This window comes from Psychrobacter piscatorii, from assembly GCF_043641605.1.
GTDB lineage: Bacteria > Pseudomonadota > Gammaproteobacteria > Pseudomonadales > Moraxellaceae > Psychrobacter > Psychrobacter piscatorii_C.
On the sequence record NZ_JBHZRK010000002.1, the window covers coordinates 240,171 to 257,307 of the forward strand.

At 44.6% G+C, this 17,137-nt stretch carries 14 protein-coding genes; 9 read left to right on the top strand and 5 right to left on the bottom strand.

Annotation, left to right across the window (positions count from 1 at the left end; translation table 11 throughout):
- Window position 1 precedes the first annotated feature (1 nt).
- Window positions 2–1,120, bottom strand: coding sequence for a DNA topoisomerase IB (locus ACHUET_RS03395; protein WP_394210662.1), 1,119 nt, complete (start codon window positions 1,118–1,120; stop codon window positions 2–4).
- 187 nt (window positions 1,121–1,307) lie between these two features.
- Between ACHUET_RS03395 and ACHUET_RS03400 the strand changes: the two genes are divergently transcribed.
- Window positions 1,308–1,760: a GNAT family N-acetyltransferase gene (locus ACHUET_RS03400; RefSeq protein ID WP_394210663.1), complete on the top strand. Its 453-nt coding sequence runs from the start codon at window positions 1,308–1,310 to the stop codon at window positions 1,758–1,760.
- Between the two features lie 95 nt (window positions 1,761–1,855).
- On the opposite strand, the gene ppnP is transcribed toward ACHUET_RS03400, so the two are convergent.
- The 4 genes from ppnP to ACHUET_RS03420 all read right to left on the bottom strand — a co-directional run bounded on the left by ppnP (window position 1,856) and on the right by ACHUET_RS03420 (window position 4,941).
- A complete protein-coding gene (gene ppnP / locus ACHUET_RS03405) occupies window positions 1,856–2,140 on the bottom strand; it encodes a pyrimidine/purine nucleoside phosphorylase (RefSeq protein ID WP_394210665.1) in 285 nt (94 codons plus the stop codon).
- Between the two features lie 42 nt (window positions 2,141–2,182).
- Window positions 2,183–3,278 (bottom strand): peptide chain release factor 2 gene (gene prfB, locus ACHUET_RS03410; protein ID WP_201601788.1). Its coding sequence is split into 2 segments (ribosomal slippage): window positions 2,183–3,205 and window positions 3,207–3,278, totalling 1,095 coding nucleotides; the frame shifts between segments, so codons are not numbered across the junction.
- 115 nt (window positions 3,279–3,393) lie between these two features.
- The gene (locus ACHUET_RS03415; RefSeq protein ID WP_394210667.1) at window positions 3,394–4,095 is read right to left on the bottom strand and encodes an HAD family hydrolase; all 702 of its coding nucleotides are present in this window, start codon (window positions 4,093–4,095) and stop codon (window positions 3,394–3,396) included.
- A 309-nt stretch (window positions 4,096–4,404) separates the two neighbouring features.
- On the bottom strand, window positions 4,405–4,941 hold the full coding sequence (locus tag ACHUET_RS03420; RefSeq protein WP_394210668.1) for a gamma carbonic anhydrase family protein: 537 nt from the start codon (window positions 4,939–4,941) through the stop codon (window positions 4,405–4,407).
- A gap of 500 nt (window positions 4,942–5,441) precedes the next feature.
- On the opposite strand from ACHUET_RS03420, the gene carA reads away from it, so the two are divergent.
- The 8 genes from carA to ACHUET_RS03460 all read left to right on the top strand — a co-directional run bounded on the left by carA (window position 5,442) and on the right by ACHUET_RS03460 (window position 17,134).
- Window positions 5,442–6,683, top strand: coding sequence for a glutamine-hydrolyzing carbamoyl-phosphate synthase small subunit (gene carA / locus ACHUET_RS03425; RefSeq protein WP_394210670.1), 1,242 nt, complete (start codon window positions 5,442–5,444; stop codon window positions 6,681–6,683).
- Between the two features lie 152 nt (window positions 6,684–6,835).
- Entirely contained in the window at window positions 6,836–10,099 is a 3,264-nt protein-coding gene (carB, locus tag ACHUET_RS03430; RefSeq protein ID WP_394210672.1) for a carbamoyl-phosphate synthase large subunit, read from the top strand.
- Between the two features lie 214 nt (window positions 10,100–10,313).
- Window positions 10,314–10,991, top strand: coding sequence for a hypothetical protein (locus ACHUET_RS03435; RefSeq protein ID WP_394210674.1), 678 nt, complete (start codon window positions 10,314–10,316; stop codon window positions 10,989–10,991).
- Between the two features lie 151 nt (window positions 10,992–11,142).
- Window positions 11,143–11,619, top strand: coding sequence for a transcription elongation factor GreA (gene greA / locus ACHUET_RS03440; protein ID WP_394210676.1), 477 nt, complete (start codon window positions 11,143–11,145; stop codon window positions 11,617–11,619).
- Window positions 11,620–12,126: 507 nt separating this feature from the next.
- Window positions 12,127–13,029 carry a hypothetical protein gene (locus ACHUET_RS03445; protein WP_394210678.1) on the top strand — a complete coding sequence of 301 codons (903 nt, stop codon included), beginning with the start codon at window positions 12,127–12,129 and terminating at the stop codon, window positions 13,027–13,029.
- A 237-nt stretch (window positions 13,030–13,266) separates the two neighbouring features.
- On the top strand, window positions 13,267–14,535 hold the full coding sequence (locus ACHUET_RS03450; protein ID WP_394210680.1) for a putative DNA modification/repair radical SAM protein: 1,269 nt from the start codon (window positions 13,267–13,269) through the stop codon (window positions 14,533–14,535).
- Between the two features lie 196 nt (window positions 14,536–14,731).
- Window positions 14,732–15,604: a TIGR03915 family putative DNA repair protein gene (locus tag ACHUET_RS03455; protein ID WP_394210681.1), complete on the top strand. Its 873-nt coding sequence runs from the start codon at window positions 14,732–14,734 to the stop codon at window positions 15,602–15,604.
- A 153-nt stretch (window positions 15,605–15,757) separates the two neighbouring features.
- Window positions 15,758–17,134 (top strand): glycosyltransferase, encoded by a 1,377-nt coding sequence (locus tag ACHUET_RS03460; RefSeq protein WP_394210683.1) that lies wholly within the window; start codon window positions 15,758–15,760, stop codon window positions 17,132–17,134.
- Window positions 17,135–17,137: the final 3 nt, after the last annotated feature.

Genomic DNA, 17,137 nt, shown 5'->3' on the forward strand with positions numbered 1-17,137 from the left:
TTTAACGATCAGCACTTAAAAAACCTAGTAAGGCTTTCTCCTCACAGCTTTGGTATTTTTTCGTACGACCGCGGCGTGCTTGTTTATAGTCATCATAAAATTGCCCTGCCAAAAAACGCTCAATAATGATGGGGTGAATATACGACGCGCGGCATACGGTTGGCGTATTGCCCAGCTCTGCCGCCACGCTTTTTACCATATCGGTGACCAGCTGCTGACGCTCAGCGCTTTCTGGTGCGCTGACAAGTATGTTAGCGCCTGCGGTCGTTTGCAGCTCATCATATAGGTAGCTTGCCGCGAGTACACTTGCCATCCATGTACGAAAATCTTTTGCACTATATAATTTGCTTTCGCAGTCTGTGCCACATGTATGCATCCGTAAGTAGTCATTAATATCGCTGCTATCGACGACTTGTTTGTGTCCATTGTCATCTAAGTATTTAAATATTTGATAACCTGGCAGCTCAGAGCAGGCCTGCACGATGTCAATTAAACGCTCATCCTGCAGCTCAATATGATGCTCTTTAGCGCTTTTTCCGACAAAATCAAACGCAAGTCCGTTATCCGTTTCGCTGACATGCTTACTACGTAGCGTACTCAGACCATAGCTTTTATTTTGTTTGGCATAGCGGCTGTTACCAATACGAATCAACGTGGTTTCGAGCAACTTCACGATGGCAGCAAGTACATTGGTGCGTGACAATGACTCTGCTTCCAAATCTGCCTCCACCTGCGCGCGTAAATTAGGCAGCGTTTCTGCAAAGCCTATCATTGCATCAAACTTGGCTTGGTCGCGGATGTTATTCCACGAGGGATGATACAAGTACTGCTTGCGTGATTTTTCATCGCGTCCTGTCGATTGCAGATGGCCTTTTTCGTCTTGGCATATCCACACCTCCGACCACATAGGCGGTATCACCAATGCATCAAAACGCTGACGTAATGCTTTGTCTTTGACGGTGTTGCCCGTTGCATCGCGATAAGTAAAACCGCGGCCCCAACGTCTACGCTCATAACCTGGTTCGTCGTCACTCACATAGCGCAGATTGGCACGGCGTGCGAGACGCTCATAGTCATGGCGCACATCCTGCGTTGTCGACTGCTCGTTTGTTTTGCCCATAAAAACACTCTTCCAATAATTTTATGGTTTTAGCATAATCAACTGCGCTTATTTTTGCTGTTTGTTTGCCACGGACAAAGTGTAATCCTGTGTAAAATAAAGCAGTGATAAAAATAGTGACAAGGGTTCTAAGTGCTACATTTTTGAGGCATAATTCAGCACTACTCACGACTTAAGTTTATAAAAAATGAATCATTCACCTGTGAAAATAAAGCCACTAACTCTCGCCGATCACGATCTTTGGGCGCACTTATGGCAAAACTATCTGACATTTTATGAGACCCATTTGCCATCAAGCACGACAGATACGACATGGCGCAATCTGCTTGATGATGACGTCTCTGTTTATGGGTTTGGGGCGTGGAGAGAGGATGTTTTGGTAGGTATTACCCATGTGGTACTGCATCGCAACACATGGAATACTAACGAGTGTTGTTACTTAGAAGATTTATACGTCGCGGATAATATCCGTGGTCAAGGTGTGGGACGTGCATTGATTGAACATGTATACTTCTTCGCTAAGGATAAGGACTGCAACCGAGTCTACTGGACGACACAAGAAAGCAACGTCGCCGCTCGCAAACTCTATGATGTCATTGCCACTCAGACAGATATGATTCAGTACCGTAAGGACTTATGAACAGAGTAAGCTAGAGAATGAAATGCCCACAAAAAAAGCCAAGCATTTGATGCTTAGCTTTTTTTGTTTTTTATATTACTTTAATTTAAAAGTAACTATTTACCGTACAGGCATAAATAAGCCGTTTCGACATCAACTTTTACTTGGAACTTTTTGTTAGCTTCAACGGTAAATTGCTCGCCAGCATTAAACGTTTGCCACTCATCACTCTCTGGTAGCTTAACCGTCAATGCACCGCTCACCACACTCATGGTCTCAAACTCACTGGTGCCAAATTCATACTCACCGCTTTCCATAACACCGACAGTGGCAGGCTTGGTCGCCGTTTGAAAAGCAATGGATGTCACTTTGTCGTCAAAATAATTATTTACGCTTGGCATAATCTTCCTTAATTACATGTTAGTTGGTATTTGAATTCTATTTTATAGACCTGCTTTTAGACTGGCTTCAATGAACTGATCGAGATCGCCATCTAGTACAGCGCCAGTGTTAAAGGTTTCAACACCCGTACGCAGATCCTTAATACGAGAATCATCAAGCACGTACGAGCGAATCTGGCTGCCCCAACCGACATCAGACTTGTTGTCTTCAACCGCTTGTTGTTTTTCCATACGTTTTTGCATCTCAAGCTCATAGAGCTTAGCACGTAGCATCTTCATAGCCGTCGCTTTGTTGCCATGCTGACTACGCTCATTCTGACAAGTCACTACTACGCCTGATGGTTCATGGGTAATACGTACCGCAGAATCAGTCGTGTTGACGTGCTGACCGCCCGCGCCAGATGAACGATAGGTATCAATACGCAAGTCAGCAGGGTTGATGTCAATCTCGACGTTGTCATCAATCTCAGGCGAGACAAACACCGCTGCAAACGAGGTATGACGACCATTGTTGCTATCAAATGGTGACTTACGTACCAAACGATGCACGCCAATCTCAGTACGCAACCAGCCAAACGCATAGTCGCCTTTGATCTCGATCGTGGCCGACTTGATACCCGCGACGCTGCCAGCAGACACTTCAATTACATCTACCTTAAAGCCGTGAGCTTCTGCCCAGCGTGTATACATACGCAATAGCATCTCCGCCCAATCTTGCGCTTCGGTACCGCCACTGCCTGATTGAATATCCAAGTAGCAGTTGTTTGGGTCCATCTCGCCGCTAAACATACGGCGGAATTCCAAATCGGCTACGCGCTGCTCAGCGCTATCTAGCTCGCTCTGCACATCAGCAAGCAACGACTCATCCTCTGCTTCGACTGCCAACTCTAGCATGGCAGACGCGTCTTCTAGCGTGGTTTCAAGAGAGACCACCACATCGATGACACCATCAAGGTGGCTTTTTTCTTTATTAATCTTGGTGGCACGCTCTGGATCATTCCACAGCTCAGGATTTTCTAATTCTAAATTAACTTCTTCTAAGCGTTCTTGCTTACCATCAAAGTCAAAGATACCTCCGCAAATCCTGCCCGCGCTCTGATAGATCTTTAATTTGTTCTTGATACGGATTGATTTCCATAAGTTTTCCTGTTTTTCTAAAAAAATAAATAACGAATACGGCGCTATTTTAAATGAGATTGATCATAAATGGTTGTCTAATTATTCTTGTTCCTACTATTACTAGATTAAGCAATCTAGATTGACCAGTCTTCTACTGCCCAACGATGCGCCAAGGCATGAGCATGTAGCGCCTCATCAGGTGATACACAGATCGCCACATCCGCCCATTCTAGCAATGGGATGTCGTTTTTGGAGTCTGAATAGGCATAGGTTTTTTCAAAGGTGATACCAGCGGCTTGCTGCTTATCGAGCCACTTATCTAAATGATATATCTTGCCTGCCTGAAAGTTTGGCTTATCGTTCAGCTTGCCTGTATAACGCTCATCTTTAATCTCAAGCGGCGTTGCCAATACATTGGCTGATTCGACGCCAAAACGCTTGGCAATGGCAGACACCACAAAATCATTGGTCGCAGAAATAATCACCACATCGTGGCCTTGCTCAATATGCTGACACAACGCTTCCATCGCTTTTGGGCGAATATGTGGCTCGATTTCGCTTTTGATGTAATCTTCTCTTAGCTCATCGAGTCTATCGAGTGGCAAACTACTCAAAAACTGCGCGACGAACTCATTGTACTCTGTCGCATCTAGCGTTCCTTCGATATAGTCATTGTAAAACTTCTGGTTGGCGGTGCGATACTCAGCTTCATCTACAAGGTCGTGCTTGACGATATACTCACCCCAAAGATAATCGCTATCGACATCCAGTAAGGTATGATCTAAATCGAATAATGCCAGTTGTTTTTGTTGTGTTTGTGCTTGATTTGCCTGCATGGTGAGACCTTATCGTTGGTTGCGAAAAAATATGAAGTATTTAATAAAATTGGATACGGTTATTTACCAAAAATGAAAGTGTGGATTAAATACAGCCTTTAGCCTGTTATCTGTCAAATTAGACTTAGGGCGTGTCATCAATTAGCTCATTCAATCATTTAGCGGTCTTAAAATGGCTAAATCTTGTGAATATATCTATATTCTCTGCAATTTTTTCCTCGTTTGACTACTATTTATCTCATTTTAAGCTTCGCTATCTAAATGATGACACGCCCTAGCTCGCCTATATGCCTTTAATAAGAAATGTCTTTAATCAGGCATTGCTATTTCGGTCAGACCGTCTTTATAGGTCTCACAAAGCTCAGCGTAATGGTGTGCTGACATTTTTAGCATGGCAGCTTGCTCATCGGTTAGGGTTTTGACGACTTTTGCAGGCGCACCCATCACCATTGAGTTGTCTGGAATCACTTTGCCTTCTGTGACTAGGGCTTTGGCACCAATGATACAGTTCTTACCGATTTTGACATTATTAAGCACCACGGCACCAATGCCAATCAGACTGTTGTCACCGATCTGACAGCCATGCAGCATGGCCATATGACCAACCGTGACGTAATTGCCAATATTGGCCTCGATACCAGCATCAGTATGAATCACACTGTTTTCTTGCACATTACTATAGTCACCGATATGAATGTGGCCGACGTCACCGCGCAATACCGCACCAAACCAAATGCTGGCTTTATGACCCAAATACACATCACCGATTACTTGTGCCGAGTCAGCGACCCAACCATTAAAGGGTACTGCAAACTTAGGGGTTTTATCTAAATATTGATAAATCATAACGATTCCTTGTCATCTTCATTATTGTTATAACAAACGATCATAAAAATTGGGTCTAGCGCTGCGCTGTTCATTGTGACAAAGCCGACTGCGAAAATCTAGCGCTATTAATGGCTGGCGAATATTAGGATAATCAAAACCATCATATTTTTGCTTAGGCTATTTTTTAAAACATTGCAGCTTTTTATAAAGGATCAGTTATTACCTATATAGTGACTATTAATCCAATAAATCGGCTAGCCATAACTCACTATTTTGTATATAATACGCAAAATCTGTGCCTAAGCGAGCGGACATGATGCAAGTTACCTATTCACTATCTAGTGGGTTTTGTAGTTTTCATCAATAATGTCTTCTCGCTTTTTTGTGGAAAATTTTTGTGTATCGCCCTTTTATTTTCTTTATCTGACAGTCGTCAAGTACCGTGAATAAAAGGATACGGAGCAAATCCTTAACCAACAAAACATGATGGCACTCACCAATAATAGCGGAGGCAATCCTTGAATTCATCGGTAGAAACACAAGCAATTTTGGCACTAGCAGACGGTACAATTTTTCGCGGTGTCAGTATCGGCAGCCTAGGTCATCGTGTTGGTGAAGTGGTATTTAATACCGCCATGACAGGGTATCAAGAAATTCTAACCGATCCAAGTTATGCGCGACAGCTGGTCACCCTAACTTATCCGCATATCGGTAATACAGGCACCAATGCCGAGGATACCGAGTCTGGTAACGGTCACAAAGTATGGGCAGACGGTCTGATCATCCGTGACGCCACTATGGCCACTTCTAACTTCCGTAACTCAGAATCACTTAGTGACTACTTACAACGTAACGATACCGTCGCTATCGCTGAAATTGACACGCGTCAATTGACACGCCTATTACGTGATAAAGGGGCTCAGAACGGCTGTATCATGACCGCATCAGATGGCGAGACGATCAGCGTTGAAGATGAGCAAAAAGCGATTGAGCTAGCAAAAGGCTTTGCAGGTCTAAAGGGCATGGACTTGGCAAAAGAATGCTGCACGACAGAGAGTTTTAAGTGGACAGCGGGCACATGGGATCTGTCAGACACCCTACTCAACCGTGATGTTGCAGGTAGCCATGACAGCGGTACTGGCGGCTTCTTTAAGCAACTCGGCACTCATATCGATGCCAAATTCAACGTCGTCGCTTATGACTTCGGTAGCAAAACAAACATCCTACGCATGCTCGTTGACCGCGGTTGTCACGTAACGGTTGTACCAGCACAGACCCCTATCGCAGACGTGCTAGCAATGAACCCAGATGGCATCTTCTTATCAAACGGCCCTGGTGATCCTGCAGCTTGTGATTACGCTATCGATGCGGTACGTCACATCATTGAACAAACTGACGTGCCAACGTTTGGCATTTGCTTAGGCCATCAGCTGATTGGTCTGGCTAGCGGTGCAAATACTATCAAAATGAAAACGGGCCATCATGGTGCCAACCATCCGGTACAAGATCTAGCGACTGGCACAGTGATGATTACCAGTCAAAACCATGGTTTTGCGGTTGATGAAGACACGCTACCTGACAATGTCAAATCGACCCATCGCTCACTGTTTGATGGTACTAACCAAGGTATCGAGCTGACCAATAAGCCTGTATTTAGTTTCCAAGGTCACCCAGAAGCCAGCCCTGGCCCACATGACTGCGCGCCATTGTTTGATAAGTTTGCGGATATGATGGAGCAGTCTAAAACTGCCCAAGTTTAAATAATGATTAGAACTATATAGTAAGTCAAAGCTTGAATCGCTAAACGTGGTTCGAGCGGCACTATAACAAAGCACTGTAAGTATAAGACGCCATAAGCGTTATTAAAAATAAAGATTACTTAAAATATCATCAAACGAAGGTAGCTCTAACTATGCCAAAACGTACCGACATAAAAAGCATTCTTATCATTGGCGCAGGCCCCATCGTTATCGGCCAAGCGTGTGAGTTTGACTACTCAGGCGCACAGGCGTGTAAAGCACTAAAAGAAGAAGGCTACCGTGTCATCTTGGTCAACTCAAACCCTGCGACCATCATGACTGACCCTGTTATGGCTGATGCGACCTATATCGAGCCGATCACGTGGCAGACGGTTGAGCAAATCATTGCCAAAGAACGTCCTGATGCGATCTTGCCAACCATGGGCGGACAGACCGCGCTCAACTGTGCGCTAGACCTAGATAAGCATGGCGTATTGACTAAGTACGACTGCGAGCTGATTGGTGCCACCAAAGACTCGATCGAGATGGCAGAAGATCGCGACTTATTTGACAAAGCGATGAAACGTATCGGCCTCGAGTGCCCGCGCGCTGAAACCGCTGAGACCATGGAAGAAGCTTTTGCTACTCAAGAAAAAATGGGCTATCCGTGTATCATTCGTCCGTCATTTACGATGGGTGGTTCAGGCGGCGGTATCGCGTATAACCGCGATGAGTTTATCGAGATTTGTGAGCGCGGTTTTGATCTTTCACCAAACCATCAGCTACTCATCGATGAGTCACTCATCGGTTGGAAAGAGTACGAGATGGAAGTGGTTCGTGACAAAAATGACAACTGCATCATCATCTGTGCCATCGAAAACTTTGACCCAATGGGCGTGCATACAGGCGACTCAATCACCGTAGCCCCTGCGCAGACGCTGACCGATAAAGAATACCAAATCATGCGTAACGCATCACTCGCGGTACTGCGTGAGATCGGTGTAGAAACGGGTGGCTCAAACGTCCAGTTCGGTATCAACCCTGATACGGGCCGCATGGTCGTCATCGAAATGAACCCACGCGTATCACGCTCGTCTGCCCTAGCGTCAAAAGCGACTGGCTTCCCGATTGCCAAAATCGCGGCAAAACTGGCGATTGGTTACACACTAGATGAATTGCAAAATGACATCACGGGTGGCAAAACCCCAGCGAGCTTTGAGCCTGCCCTTGATTATGTCGTCACTAAGATACCGCGTTTCAACTTTGAAAAATTCCCACAAGCGGACAACATCCTATCGACTCAGATGAAATCGGTCGGCGAAGTGATGGCGATTGGTCGTAATTTCCAAGAGTCTATGCAAAAAGCACTACGCGGTATGGAAACAGGCGCGGACGGTTTTGATGAGCAAGTGGATTTATCAAAAGTCAGTGCTGAGAAGGCTCGTAGCGAGATTATCAACCGCCTAACGATTCCAACCCCTGATCGCATCTACTATATTGCTGATGCCTTCCGCGTCGGTATGAGCGTCGATGAAGTGTTCAATTTCACCAAGATTGACCCATGGTTCTTGGTACAGATCGAAGATATCGTTAAGACAGAAGCGACGGTGAAATCGCTAGGCTTTGGCGGATTGAATGAGAAAAATCTACGCAGCTTTAAGCGTAAAGGCTTGTCAGATTTACGTTTGGCTAAATTGCTAGGCGTGTCACAGAAGCAACTACGCAAAAAGCGTTGGGACCTAGGCGTCTATCCCGTGTATAAGCGTGTCGATACCTGTGCTGCAGAGTTTGCGACCAGCACCGCTTATATGTACTCAACCTACGATAGCGAATGTGAAGCCAACCCAACAGACAAGAAAAAAATCATGGTTATCGGTGGCGGGCCGAACCGTATCGGTCAAGGTATCGAGTTTGATTACTGCTGTGTACATGCAGCGCTTGCCATGCGTGAAGACGGCTATGAAACCATCATGGTCAACTGTAACCCAGAAACCGTTTCAACCGATTATGATACCTCTGACCGTCTATACTTTGAGCCAATCACATTAGAAGACGTGCTAGAAATCGTCCGCATCGAAAACCCAGACGGCGTGATTGTCCAGTTCGGCGGTCAAACCCCATTGAAACTGGCGCGCGCGTTAGAATCAGCTGGCGTAAAAATCATCGGCACGAGCCCTGATGCCATCGACCGCGCGGAAGACCGTGAGCGTTTCCAGCATATGATCCAACAGCTAAATCTAGTACAGCCATCAAACGCACTAGCAACGAGCTTGGAAGACGGCTTGGTTAAAGCAAAAGACGTGGGTTATCCATTGGTTGTACGCCCATCTTATGTATTAGGTGGCCGCGCGATGGAAATCGTCTATAACGAAGACGAGCTAAGACATTACCTACGTACCGCAGTTCAGGCTTCAAACGAAGCACCTGTCCTACTTGATCGTTTCTTAGACGATGCCATCGAAGTCGATGTTGACTGCGTATGTGACGGTACTGATGTCGTCATCGGCGGTATCATGCAGCATATCGAACAGGCGGGTGTCCACTCAGGTGACTCAGCATGTTCACTACCGCCATACTCACTGTCTGACGAGCTATGTGACGTGATGCGCGCGCAAACAGTTGCAATGGCAAAAGAGCTTGGTGTTGTCGGTCTGATGAACGTTCAGTTTGCTGTCAAAGGCGAAACCGTATATATCCTAGAAGTGAACCCACGTGCTGCTCGTACCGTACCCTTTGTCTCTAAATGTATCGGCACCTCATTAGCGCAGGTTGCGGCTCGTTGTATGGCTGGTACCTCACTTAAAGACCAAGGTTTTACGACTGAGATTGTTCCAGCATTTTATGCCGTCAAAGAAGCAGTGTTTCCATTTGCTAAGTTCCCAGGTGTTGACCCAATCTTGAGTCCTGAGATGAAATCAACAGGTGAAGTCATGGGCGTGGGCAAAACCTTTGGTGAAGCATTTTACAAAGCCATCATCGGTAGTAACGAGCGTCTGCCAGGCTTGCCTACTGAAGGCGAAACCAAAACCGTCTTTATCTCAGTTCGTGACAGTGACAAAGCGCAAATCGCTCCGATCGCGCGTCAGCTTGTAGACTTTGGCTTCAAGATCGTCTCAACGACTGGCACGCAAAAAGTACTGAGCGACGCTGGTATCGAAAGTCAGCAAATCAACAAGGTCACTGAAGGTCGCCCGCATATCGTTGACGCCTTGAAAAACGGCAAAATCGATCTTATCATCAATACGACTGAAGGCAAGCAAGCACAAGAGGATTCATTCTCTATCCGCCGTAGTGCGCTACAAGGCAAAGTCTTCTATGTCACAACGTTAGGCGCGGCAGATGCCGTCTGTAAATCTTATGCCATTGACTTACCGTTTGATGTCTATAAGTTACAAGATTTGCATGAGCAAGCAAAGTCTATTGACGCGGCTAAATAATTTCAGTAAATTAGTGGTTAGAATTTAAATAACCCATTAGTTTATTAGAATCGACTTATTAATAATCAAAGAGCATAGTGGCATGATTGCAACTATGCTCTTTATTGTCGTACTGATCAGGTAAAATATCATGGCATTTTATTTAAGAGCAAGTTTAATAGTAGTGCCTGTCATTGCACTTTTAGGTTGTCAAAGTACAAAGCCGTTGACAAGCATGTTTACCGTGCAATCAAAAGTTGCCGCCGCGCCAGCGAAGTCATCTAGTCGCTTACAAGTCATTACGAATCCGAGCAGTCGTATCTTTGCAACGCCAAATAGTACCTGCTATAAAACAGAAATTGAAGGTACGGGCACAGTTTTGACTAACTTTAGAAGTGGCCTGTTCAAAGACCCTAACCAAGAAACCCTATCGTACAATCTAGATATTGAAAAACCCACAACTTTGCAAAAAGCTATTGTGTATGCTTCAGCCACCGGAACAAAAGCGTTTAGCATGAAAGACATTGATAGAGAAAAGTTTTCTATCTTGCATAATGTAGCGTCCAAAAATGGCACTATCACGCCAGAGAGATGGCAAGATTTTACGATTGCTTCTTTACCCTTATCCAAACAAGAAGAATTGGCAAAAAAGACTATTTTGACTGAAAGATATCTTGAGACAGGCAAACCTATCTCTTTTTCACTGCAATCTACGACTAGTGACGGTCAATACTCTTGTCATGTAGAGAGTTATTTTAATCCTCAAGCAAATACAGATTACCGTCTTATTGGAGAGATTGAACAAAGATATTCTAAATCTACTTGCCATCTAAATTTATACCAAAAATCTACAAATGGTGCATCATGGCAGCTCTCGACATTACATCAAGTCGATTATAAAGACTGTCAGTAATTTTCAATATTAAGTCACTACGCTTTAATAAACTTTTTTTGCGTCGATTATCTCTAACCTCTATTTATCAAATATCCTATTATTAGATAACGTTTTATCTAGTAACAAAGCTTATTATATTCAAAAACTGTTATTGGTTTAAGGAAAAAACATGCAACGTTACCCTATGACTCCACAAGGACACGCGGCTTTAGAAGCCGAATTAAAACAACTAAAAAGTGTCGACCGTCCACGCATCACAGCGTCGATTGCTGAAGCACGCGAACACGGCGATTTAAAAGAAAACGCTGAATATCATGCTGCCCGTGAGCAACAAGGGTTTTGTGAAGCACGTATTCGTGATATCGAAGCCAAACTTGGTGGCGCACAAGTCATCGATCCTTCAACGTTACTAAAAGAAGGTCGTATCGTGTTTGGCGTCAGCGTTGTGATCGAAAACATGGATACTGAAGAAGAAAAACAGTACAAAATCGTCGGCGATGATGAGGCTGATTTCAAGGCTGGCAAAATTTCAGTCAATTCACCAATCGCTCGTGGCCTCATCGGTAAGTTTGAAGGCGACGAAGTGCGTATCGAAACCCCAAAAGGTGTGGTTGAGTATGAAGTGATGAAAGTTATCTACGATTAATCATGCGCGCTATATGGTAGACAATTTGAACAGTATATTGTTAGTTTAAGCAGTACATTGTTAGATAATGGACGCTTACTCCTTAAGTAGCCGTTTGATTCAATTGCAGATATTTTTAATCGTTATAGATACGGCCGTCTATCTAGACATCTTATGACATCACTAAAAGTGCCATTACGCATTGATAGCATTTATGCGGTGTCAGTTACACAATGCTGCTTTTATACACGATTTGTTTTGGCGCATAATTATTTTAGTTTTTAGTGCATCGTAATTTTTATATTAGGTGATGTTACCCACATAATATCGATATAAATTTATCCTGAAGCACTTTTACTCAAAATAATGATGGTCTGATTATAGACACCGGCTATCGTCAGTACTAACACCCTCGTTATTTGGCATACTTTTTGGTGTCATTTAGCGGGGGTTTTGCTTGTTTAGACGTTAATTATTGCTGTTTTACTTATTGCTGCTTTTTTTATTGATACTGTTAAGGAGTCTATTATGACCATGAAGTCTTATGCACCATCAGCACTAACCACCACGGTATCTGCAATACTCGCAGGTATGGTGCTTGCATCCTCAGCCCATGCTGCGCCTGAGATCGCGATCAGCTCATCTGCTGGTGGTAGCACGACGGTAGTTGAACAATATTCTAATGGCCAAACAGCCACTATTACTGCGACACCAAACGGTATCACCATGCAAGATGGCATGCCTTATGCCGTGACACAAGTGACGACTGTGCCGCGCTATGTCGTTCGCCAGTCTCCTGTGGTTCAAGGAAGCGCAACCGTCACTAGCGTACCGGTCACCAATCGAATGACCAATAGCGTCACCAAAGTAGACGTCGTCACGGCGCCAGTTAGCACCGTAACACAAGTCCTGCCTGTTGCCACGGCCACTCAATTGCCTGTTATGAATGCGCCAGCGACCACTGTTATTACTAATCAACCAGCCCTCAATCAATCTGTGAGCAATCAAATCACGACGACCACGTTAGATACTTTGCAGTTGACCCCGACTTTTAGCACGCCGGGTGTCGTCAATGCAAACACTAAGGTCATGAAAATCCTAAAAAACAGTGCTGGACGTGAAGTTGCGGTGCCTGCCAACCACATCGCCCCTGGTGATGTCATTGAATATCACACCACCTACACCAACACTACGGCACAGCCCGTTAATGACATCAATGCGATGGTTTCATTGCCAAGCGGCGTCCAGCTGGTATCGTTAAATAGCCCATTGCCAACGTTTGCCACTACGGGTGGCGACACTTATCAAACCATTCAGCAAGTTGGCAATACCGTTGTCATGCAAGAAAACTACTCTGGCCTAAAATGGAACTTAGCAAATCTTAATGCCAATGGTAATCAAACCGTGGTGATAAGAGCTAGAGTGCAGTAAATAACTCACTAATGACAGCACACGTGTCTTTAACAGTATCACTTTGCAAAAGGTCTTGAGTGTTCAGGGCCTTTTTTAATGCGTGTCATATCGAGTAGTATTTATCCTCGTTCACAAACTCTTAACGCGTACGACACTATTTGTCGTGTTATTTTTCAAATTTTCTTATAAATACAATGACTTAATGCATATTTTGGTAAAATAGTTACTCATTAATTAATTGGTAATAACCGACTTATGGCAAACATCAATTATGAAAGATTACAGGGCAAACTCAATATCTTGGCCGACGCTGCCAAATATGATGTTTCTTGCTCATCCTCCGCTGGTACACGTAAGAACCAAGGCGGCGGACTGGGTGATGCCTCAAAAAGTGGTATCTGTCACAGCTATACCGAAGATGGTCGCTGCGTCAGTTTGCTAAAGATCCTTTTGACCAATCATTGTATCTATGACTGCGCGTATTGCACCTCACGTAAAAGCAACGACACGCCGCGCGCTGCTTTTAGTGTCGAAGAAGTCGTCGATTTGACCATGCAATTCTACCGCCGTAACTATATCGAAGGTCTCTTTCTCAGCTCTGGTATCTTCAAAAGCGGCGACTATACGATGGAGCGACTGGTCGAAGTTGCCAAAATCCTGCGTACTCGCGAGCGCTTTAACGGGTATATCCATCTAAAGACGATCCCCGGCGCGTCAAAAGAACTATTGCTCGAAGCAGGACTGTATGCTGATCGCTTGAGTGTAAATATTGAAATCCCAACCAAATCAGGACTGGCTTTGCTTGCGCCAGAGAAATCGCATGAGCAATTAAAAGCGCCGATGGAAACGGTAAAAGAAGAAATTATCACCATCCGTGAGAGTCGCAAAACCCACAAAAAAGCGCCTAAATTTACGCCCGCCGGTCAGACCAGTCAAATGATCGTCGGTGCTAGCAACGAGACGGATCTGCAGGTGATTCAGCTATCGAGTCACTTTTATAAAACCTATGATCTAAAACGCGTCTACTACTCAGGTTATGTACCGATGCTCTCTGACAATCGCTTGCCCGCGATTGGCACCCCTGTGCCGATGGTACGTGAGAACCGTCTTTATCAAGCAGATTGGTTAATGCGTGTTTATGGGTTTGGTGCGCATGAGATTGTGGAGCCAGAGTCGCCATTTTTGGACTTAGATTGTGACCCGAAACTGGCATGGGCGATACGTCATCGTGAGCATTTTCCTGTCAATATTCAGACAGCGACTTATGAGATGATCGTACGTATCCCTGGTATCGGTACCAAGACTGCCAAAAAAATCGTCAAAGCACGCAAATTCAATCAGTTGACGCTCTATCATCTAAAAAAGATGGGCGCTGCGGTCAACCGTGCCAAGTATTTTATCGCTACCACTGGCAAAAACGAGCACCTTGCCCATTTGACACGCGATAACTTCCGTCAGTACGTACTGGCACAAACTCAGACCAAGTTTAAAGATCAGCGCAGTGGTCAGTTGGCGTTGTTTTAAATTTGGCATTGTCGTAAATATAAATCAATCTAAAATCGATAAAATAAAAAGGTAGCGCTACTGGTGATATTTTTTGCAGCCTCTGTCACGCGATGCGAACAGCACGCAAGAAAAATATCCACCAGTAGCATTTGACAATAATTACATAGATTTTATGACGAGCCAAAATACATTTCACATCGTTTTAGGATAAACCATGTCAGCACTTGTGCAAAACGACAATTATACTATCGGTCAGTTAACACCTAGCATTGTGCTGTATGAGCCAAGCTTTGAAGGCTGGCTCAGCGCGGTGTTTTATGTTTATGCCAATCGATTGCAAGAAGATGCATCACTCAAGCTCACCGCTCAAGACTGTTATGTGCCCTCCTTAATAGCGCAAGCGACTAGCGTCGCAACGGATGCAGACAAAGCAGAGCGCGTATTGGTTAAACTAAATAGCTTGCTTGGTCGCTCAGGTATGCGCAATATCTTGTGGGGGTTTTTGTCAGAAAAGGACGACATCGGCACAACTTTGTTCCGCGTGGTCAAATATGCCATCGACTACCCTCGCCGAAATATCATGCAGGATTTGGGTAATTTGGACGTGCTTGAGCTGGTACAAACGGTCAAATCCGTTGGTCGCGAAAAACATCGCATGGAGGCGTTCGTGCGTTTTGAGCATACAACTGATGATATTTATTTTGCACGGGTTGAGCCTGATTTTAATGTATTGCCACTGATTGGGGAGCATTTTCGTCAGCGTTATCAAGATCAACATTGGGCGATCTACGATCTGACTCGTGGTTATGGCATTTATTATGATAAAAGTAATAGCACGCCTACTCGTCCTGCACCCCTGCAAACCATCACCGATCTCGATGATGCCGTCTTACGCAACCCTGCCAGCATTCATAGTCCCGATGAGCAGCGCTATCAAAAGTTTTGGCAAGGTTACTTTACCAACGTCAATATCAAAGAGCGTAAAAACCCCAAACTACATAGACAGTATCTACCACAGCGCTACTGGAAATACTTAAGTGAAAAACAAGTATTGCCCAACGCTGAGCATCTACAAAAACGCCGCTAAATACGTTTGGGCAGTTTTTAGCCAAAACAGTCATGCTTATCTATTTTTAAAAGCTAAATATCTGACGCTATCTTTTTATCTTGATGGTTGAGTTTTAAGCGCTTTTAACTGACAATAGCAGCTTGATATTACTAACCGGTGACCCACGCTATTATGAAAGTTATGCGCTTACTATCGTCTTTGAAGCATGATGAATCCGAGCGCGGTATTTTTCATCTTGGGCGCGCACTGGTCAAAAACGAGCATACCTCCATTATTGTCGCTAGTGCCAGTGAAAACAATGACTTGGTTAGACGCCTCAAGCGTGACGGTAATATTTATCATCAGCTATACATGAACAAGAAGTCGTGGCTAGCATTACTGCAAGTCTCAGCACTGAGGCATTTGATTGAGAAGTATGAGCCTGATGTCATTCATGTACACTCACGCACGCCTGCATGGATATTGCATTTAGCATTGCGCCGTGCGCGCGTCAAACGTTTCCCAAAGCTGGTCTCAACCATGTATGGGTTTTATCCCATCAACAAATACTCGCAAGCCCTGCTCAATGTCGATACGATTATCACTGTATCTGATAGCGTCACCCAATACCTCAAAAAAGGCCTACGTCGTGAAGAAGTCGATCCAAAAGTCATCACGCGTATCTACCGCGGCATCGATACTCGGCGCTATCCTTATCGGCACAATCCGTCAGTCTATTGGTTGCGTCATACCTTTGCGGAATATCCTGAGCTTGAGCATAAGAAGTGGCTCGTATTTCCAACGGTCATTGGCAATGAGTATGGTCAAGAGTGGCTGATTGATATCTTGGGCAATCTACAAGAGCAATTTCCCAATATTCATGTCATCATTATGGACGATGATTATAAAGATGGTGATGTCGCTCATGAAGACTTTCGTCAACGTACCAACAGTTTGGGGTTGGCTGAGCGCATTACTTATGTGGGTAGCAAACGCAATGACATGCGTGAATGGCTCTCAGCAGCCAATATCGTTATGGCACTTGCCAATGAGCCAGAATCAATCGGTATTAATGCCCTGCAAGCGATTCATTTGGGCACCCCTGTCATTGGCTGGGATCAGGCAGCTTTTAGCGAAATCCTACAACCACTCTATCCGCAAGGACTGGTCAAAAAGCACAATGCCAACTCGTTGTGTAAAGCAGTGCGCAATCAATTAGAAAGCGTGACGCGACCTGAGATGACCAACAAATTCACCATGCGTGAGATGATCGAAAAGACCCTCGCGGTATACCAAGGATTGTACGATACTGCGCTGGCAGAAGAACAAGCTGAGGCCGATGCGCTCGCCGTACGAAGAATCAAAAGAAGCCTTAACAAAACCTCTAAACCTGCCTTTGGTGCGGCGGTCAAACATGTTGAACCCATCCCCAAGCGCCCAAAAGTCAAATTGATAAAAGAAAAAGCAAACAAAGCGGAATCGCCAGAAATAGAAGATGAAGCAAAAATAGAAGAAACAACAAAAGCAGATATCAAATCAGAAGTATCTGACGCTGATCAAAAGTCATAAGCT